This window comes from Micromonospora sp. NPDC047707 (assembly GCF_040704235.1).
In the GTDB taxonomy this organism is placed as follows: Bacteria; Actinomycetota; Actinomycetes; order Mycobacteriales; family Micromonosporaceae; genus Micromonospora.
The window spans coordinates 1-6,226 of record NZ_JBEYSU010000086.1 but is presented as its reverse complement, the minus strand read 5'-3'; the positions used below and the strand labels follow the sequence as shown (position 1 = coordinate 6,226).

The 6,226-nt window shown below is 64.9% G+C and carries 4 protein-coding genes and 2 pseudogenes; 2 read left to right on the top strand and 4 right to left on the bottom strand.

Annotated features, from left to right (window positions below):
• Nucleotides 1-111 precede the first annotated feature (111 nt).
• Nucleotides 112-945, bottom strand: a pseudogene (locus AB0873_RS31500) (IS5 family transposase).
• Nucleotides 946-2,559: 1,614 nt separating this feature from the next.
• Nucleotides 2,560-2,730 carry a hypothetical protein gene (locus AB0873_RS31495; RefSeq protein WP_366604362.1) on the bottom strand — a complete coding sequence of 57 codons (171 nt, stop codon included), beginning with the start codon at nt 2,728-2,730 and terminating at the stop codon, nt 2,560-2,562.
• Between AB0873_RS31495 and AB0873_RS31490 the strand changes: the two are divergent.
• A pseudogene (locus AB0873_RS31490) lies at nt 2,729-3,873 on the top strand (IS3 family transposase). The gene AB0873_RS31495 and the pseudogene AB0873_RS31490 overlap by 2 nt on opposite strands.
• Nucleotides 3,874-4,203: 330 nt before the next feature.
• On the top strand, nt 4,204-5,082 hold the full coding sequence (locus AB0873_RS31485) for an NAD(P)-binding domain-containing protein (RefSeq protein WP_366604360.1): 879 nt from the start codon (nt 4,204-4,206) through the stop codon (nt 5,080-5,082).
• 402 nt (nt 5,083-5,484) lie between these two features.
• Here the strand turns inward: AB0873_RS31485 and AB0873_RS31480 are convergent, their stop codons facing one another.
• Nucleotides 5,485-5,703 carry a DUF6221 family protein gene (locus AB0873_RS31480; protein ID WP_366604359.1) on the bottom strand — a complete coding sequence of 73 codons (219 nt, stop codon included), beginning with the start codon at nt 5,701-5,703 and terminating at the stop codon, nt 5,485-5,487.
• A gap of 205 nt (nt 5,704-5,908) precedes the next feature.
• Nucleotides 5,909-6,157, bottom strand: a complete 249-nt coding sequence (locus tag AB0873_RS31475; protein ID WP_366604364.1) for a WhiB family transcriptional regulator — start codon at nt 6,155-6,157, stop codon at nt 5,909-5,911.
• Nucleotides 6,158-6,226 lie beyond the last annotated feature (69 nt).

Genomic DNA, 6,226 nt, shown 5'->3' with positions numbered 1-6,226 from the left:
TCGCCACCTGGACCGGCGCATGCCCCACCTGCCGACGCAAGATCAGAACCATCCGACGGAAACGACGACCACCAACCTAACAAAGCACTACTAGGCGGTGTCTTCAAAGGTTCACAACCGTTGCAGTAGCGCGGCGATGGTGACGGTGGCCCGGTACGACGTGGCTGTCTTGTCGTAGCGGGTCGCGATGCTGCGGCACTGCTTGAGCCGGTTGAAGCAGCGCTCGACGACGTTGCGGTGTTTGTGGAGCTGGGTGTTGAACATCGGTGGGCGGCCGCCGCGGTTGCCGCGCCGCCGGCGGTTGGTCTGCTGGTCGGCGCGTTCGGGGATGGTGTGCCCGATACCGCGTCGGCGTAGGTGGGACCGGAATGGCCTTGGAGCTGTAGCCCTTGTCGGCGATGACGTGGTCGGGGCGGACGCGAGGTCTGCCAGGACCTGAGCGCTCGACGCGGATCGCGGCCATGACGTGGGTGAAGAGGGTGCAGTCGTTGACGTTGCCCCCGGAGAGAACGAACGCCAGGGTCCGCCCGAGGCCGTCGCAGGCGAGGTGAATCTTGGTGGTCAGTCCACCTCGACTTCGACCGAGGGCGTGATCTTGTGGTTCGTCCGTTTCTCGGCGCCCCCTTTAGCGCCCGCGGCATGCTGGTGGGCTCGCACGATCGTGGAGTCGACCGACACCAGCCAGTCGATGTCCCCGGCCGCGTCCGCGTCGGCCTGAACCCCGGCGAGCATCCGCGCGAACGTCCCATCGAGGGCCACCTCCGGAAACGGGTATAGATCGACTGCCACGACCCGCACCGGGCAAGGCACATCCCGCCACGCCGCACCGGCCCGGATCTTCCACACGATCCCGTTGAGCACCCGCCGGTCATCGGCTCGCGGCCGACCACCCGTCACCACCGACGGCAGATACCTCGACAGGGCTTCCCACTCGACGTCAGACACTCGTAGCGACGACCCACGCGCTACATCATCCGACACCAAGATCCTTTGAAGACACTGCCTAGTGCGGCCGGTGCGGACCCATCGCTCGCAGCAGGTGACGGGGCCGAGCGAGCACAGCCTGGCGTGCCCGAACGTGTGAAGGCCAAGGGCGGCTACCTCGTGCTGCCGCGTCAACGTTTATCGCGTTGACTCGCCGCCCTGTGCCGGGGTCCGACTTCGGCACGCGGCCGTCCGAGCGAGGTAACGGGCGGCTGGTTCACGGTCGCCGGCTAGGTTGTTTGGTATCTGCTTAACGGCGACCACCTGGAGCCATAGCGTGCATCGTCGTCCCAGCCCTTTGGCTGCTGGTTGATGATGAGCAGACGCCGGACGAGGTCAACCGACTCAGGAGCGGTCCGTCCGGATCGCCATGGTCATCTTTGCATGATGATCGTTAGCGGGCCGGCGGCGCGGCACCTGCTTGGGGCTTGTAGCCGCGCCGGCGGAGCCATCAGGTGGTGCGACACCATGAGGAGCTACTCCCGCCGCTTTTCGCCTCAGTCACGGCGCGACGTGCCAGACGTGATTAGGGGCCAGCCGCACAGACCAAACCATGCTTCCGGCACCAAAGCCGACGGCAATTTAGGGAAAACTCCTTATTGAACGGTGGAAGGCTCGGCTGAAAGGATCAGGGCTCCACCCTAGCGGCTAGTCGCCCCGTTATAGCCGTGGGTAGTGGACCGGCGGCGCGGTGGTGCGCCTGAGAGGACCGCGCCGCCGGCACTCCTAGTCTGGGCGTTAGGGTGAGGACTGCTCCTCAGGGCATTCCCGGCGATGGTCAAGCCCGAGGAGTTAGGCCGGCGGCACAGCAGCGGAGATGCGGTTCGGGCTGTGCCGCCGGGTCAGCCCTAGCCCGGTTGGTTGTGTGACGGCACGGTCTAAGGGGGCTTGAGCGGCGACGACGAGGCGTCATGCACGTTCGTGCAGCATTGCCTGCACGAACGCTGGGGGCCCATAGCAGATCAGCAAGGTGCTGCCCTCCGCGTTCCCAGATCAGCCCGAGTTGCGGGTCCGTTCCAAGACCATCTACCAGGCCCTGCCATCGGCACGCTAATCCAGTGCGCCACCCGATACGTGATGCTGCTTCACCTGCCGACGGTCACAGCGCCGCCCAGGTCCGCGACGCACCATCAACGCGTTCGCCCACTGCCCGGCGACATCGCGCGCTCGCTGCCCCTGGGATCACGGTGGGGAAAATGCGCGCCGCCGAGAGGGGCGAATAGGAAAACGGGGCGTGCATGAAAGTTGGCCAGCAGGTTCGGCAGCAGCATCGTAGTGCCTAACGTCCGCACGTTGTAGCCCTCCGCCTCGTTACCGAGATCAGCGCGCTGAAGCCGCTGTTGAAATTGACCGCGAATACCAGCAGCCAACCAGGCCGACGACCGGCGCCAGGACCGAATTGGCGACGAACGTGACGAAGAGCAGCAGATGTCCGGCCACCGTCACGCCGGTGCCGAGAGGAATGTCACCGGCTGGCCCGGACGGTCGACGGCGACGGTCGAGCCGCTCGCTGCCAGCAGGCCCCCGACCTCAATCAGCGCCGGCATCACGAGCAGCGTGAATGGCCTTCGTAGCTCATCCCTGGACGATTTGCGGACTGAGGTTGCCGACGGCGTTGACGCCGGTCATCTGCGCGAAAAGCCCGAGCGCGACGACGATCAGCGTCACCGGGCGGTAGGGACTGCCCCCGGTACGGTTGACTCCTGCCTGTGAGGATGTGCTCCTCGCTGGAAGGATGTCGGCCATGCTGAAAGCGTTCCCGCCGCAGTTCCGCCGTGACGTGGTCGCGGTCGCGGTCGCGGTCGCGGTCGCCCGCAAGGGTGAGGCTCCGATCGCGCAGATTGCGAAGGACTTCGGGATCTCCGAGTCATGTCTGCATCGTTGGTTAAAGATCGCCGACGACGGGATCCGCCCTGGCACCACCAGCTCCGAGTCGGCGGAGCTGCGGGAACTGCGGCGACGCAACAAGCTGCTGGAGCAGGAGAACGAGATCCTGCGCAGGGCGCGGCGTCTTCGCCAAGGAGATCGCCGCAAAATGACGTACCCGCTGGTCGGTGACCTGGCCGCGGACGGGATCCCCGTCGCGGTGACCTGCCGGGTGCCGGGCTTCAGCAAGCAGGGCTACGCGTGGAAGCACAGCCCGGTCTCGCAGCGGGACTGGGACGATGCCCATCTGATCAACGCCGCCCTCGACATCAATGCCGATGACCCGGCGTTCGGGTACCGGTTCATCGCCGACGAGCTAACCGCCCATGGCATCGCCGCCGGCGCGAACCGGGTGGCCAGGCTCTGCCCACAGCAGCGGATCTGGTCGGTGTTCGCCAAGCGCAAGGGCCTGACCCGCCGGGCCGGACCACCGGTGCACGACGACCTGGTGCAACGCCAGTTCACCGCCGTGGCACCGAACCGGGTGTGGCTGACCGACATCACCGAACACCCCACCGCCGAGGGCAAGCTGTACCTGTGCGCGGTCATGTACTCCGGCCGGATCGTCGGCTACTCGATCGACTCCCGGATGAAGGCGTCCCTGGCCGTGGCGGCGCTGGACAATGCGGCACGGCTGCGCAGCCCGACCGGCACGATTGTGCACTCCGACCGGGGCCCAATTCCGGTCCCGGAAGTTCGTCAAGCCTTGCACCGCAACGGATTGGTCGGCTCGATGGGCCGCGTCGATGCCTGCGGTGACAACGCTGCGATGCAATCGTTCTTCGCGCTGCTGCAACGCAACGTCCTAGACCCGGCAACGCTGGCACACCCGCCACGAGCTACGCCAGGCAATCGTGACCTGGATAGAACGGACCTACCACGGCCGGCGCCGGCAACGACGCCCTCGGTCGGCTCACCTCGATCGAGTTTGAGACAATCAACAGGCCCGCACACGCAGCCTGAACCACTCAACCCCGCGAGTAAACCAAACCCGGGGCGGTCCCCACCATCATCAAAGACACGGAGACCTCTCTGCTGCCAACGCCTTGGACACAAAGAGGTGCCGTTAGCGAGACAGGGCAAGCTATCTCAAATGTCACCTAAGAGCCGTAGAAGTTCTGCGCCGGATCGAGTGCCGCCGACGGCGATGGCCAAGCGGATAGTGGCGTGGATGGCAACCATGCGGATTCGTCGGGCAGCGGTCCTTCTATGGCTCTTGGTGACGAAGCGGTGATCCGGGGTCCGGACCCAGAGGTTGACCTACGCCCAACCCAACCCTAGGAAAGTATGGGTATGACCATTTTGCTTGACGACGCCGCAGTCGCGGCCCGCTTACAGCCGGGTGACGCCGTTGCCGCGATGCGGGCCGCGCTAATTGCCGCACACCGTGGAGACCTTGTATCGCCGCCGCGTGTGCATGCCGGGGTCCTGACTTTCACCGCTGGCCGCTTGCCGGGCCGGTGGTACGGATATCGCTCCTATGACAAACACCTCGACGGCGAGCAAATTGTTGCCGTTCACAGGGAGCCGGCAGGTGATTTGGCCGGCTTGGCGGTGGGAACAGCACTCGGCGCTTACCGCACTGGCGCCCTCGGTGGAGTCGCAATCGACGTGCTCGCTCGTCCGGATGCAACCACGGTGGGCGTGATCGGTGCCGGACGGCAAGCCTGGACTCAGTTGTGGGCACTTTCGTGTGTGCGTCGAGTTTCGGATATAGCGATCTACAGCCGTAATCCGCAACGGGCCGCCTCGCTCGCTGACCGCGCACTAGCCGAATTGCGCTTACCGGCTCGCGGTGTCTCGACTGCTCGTGAAGCGGTCGATGCCCGAGACATTGTCGTCCTGGCGACGTCGTCCCCCACGCCTGTTCTCGACCCAGATTGGCTGGCCCCGGGGAGTGCCGTGACGACAGTCGGACCGAAACAAGTCAACCGAGCTGAGTTTGGGCCGAGCCTACCGGCAAGAGCCCAGCTAATCGTCACCGACTCCCTTGCGCAGCTGGGCTCGTATGATCCGCCTGCGTTACTTGCTAACGCCCCAGCAATCTCACTCGGCGCAGTCATCGTCAACGAACACGTCGGCCGAACAAGTGACGATGCCATTACGCTATATGCCTCCGTGGGTCTCGCAGGCACCGAACCTTACCTTCTGGCCCATTTACTAGCCATTTGAGTGTAAGTAGATTGGCATTCCACACGACTGCCAGCCGTCAAGGGCCACCGGCCTTCGACCTGGCACCGGAATGACTGTAGCTTTGCCAAGCCGCACCAGCCGGCGCACCTCGACGATCACGGCGAATCTCCGAGGCTGGTGGGCGAGGGCTCTGCCTGCTACAAACGCGCCGTGACGTCCGGTGAGCATCAAAGCAATTTCGAGATGCGGTTGGGGTCAAGCGAACATGAACGAGACAATCCGTTCGGAAGCGGGTGGGTGCACTCCCAGGTCTGTCGTTCGGTCCGGACAAGGTTGTAAGAGAAGACTGGTTGACATCGGAAATCTGATCGCAAGTGTGATCGCTGTGAACATCATCAACGGCATTGGCGATGACCGCGTCGGCTCGGGTTCGATCGTCGGTCATGTGGGGTGCCATTCGTCGCGGTAGCCGGGCCGGCTGGCGTACGGCAGGGCGAGTAGCGGAGGGTCTGGCACGGGGCGGCTTGGCGGTCTGTCCGGCAGTTGAGGCCGGTGAAGGGGCCGTCGATTGGCGGTGAGTGGAGGTTCGAGGATACGCCGCATGGCATCCACCTCGACGAGTATTCGATCGGCGCTGAAGCGGTCGAGGTAATCGACCACGTGGCGCACCGGCTGTGGATTTGATGCCCTGCGCGTTCCCAGCCGCTCAGTTCATCGAGTGCGTGCGCCATGCTCACGTCGGCGTCGTACTGAGCGTCTGGCCAGATGACCAGGTCGTTCACGCTTTGATTTTTGATCAGCCGACGGCGGTGGGCGCGGCTTCGCGATTCGCGGTTATAGAGCGATTCGGCGGCGGTGAGGTCGATCATGCGTCGAGGGCGTCTCCGGCGGCTGCGGTTTGGTTAGCCTTGCGGTGTCGCTTGCGCAGGTGTCGCCGTCCGGGGTGGGTAGTGGCGCCCCAGATGCCGTGGAGGCGTTGGGCGGGTTGGTCGAGTGCCCACGCCCGGCATGGGTTCAGGAGTGGGCAGGCGAAGCAGACTGAGACGAAACTCGGATCTTGGCCACGTGTGCGGCAGCGTCCCGGCGTAGCCGGGACACGGTGGTTTCCGGGCATGGTGGTGGGCTTGCCGCTGGTGGCGGGGTGCGGCAAGCTGGGGTGCTGGTGGGAAGAGTGACCACGTTG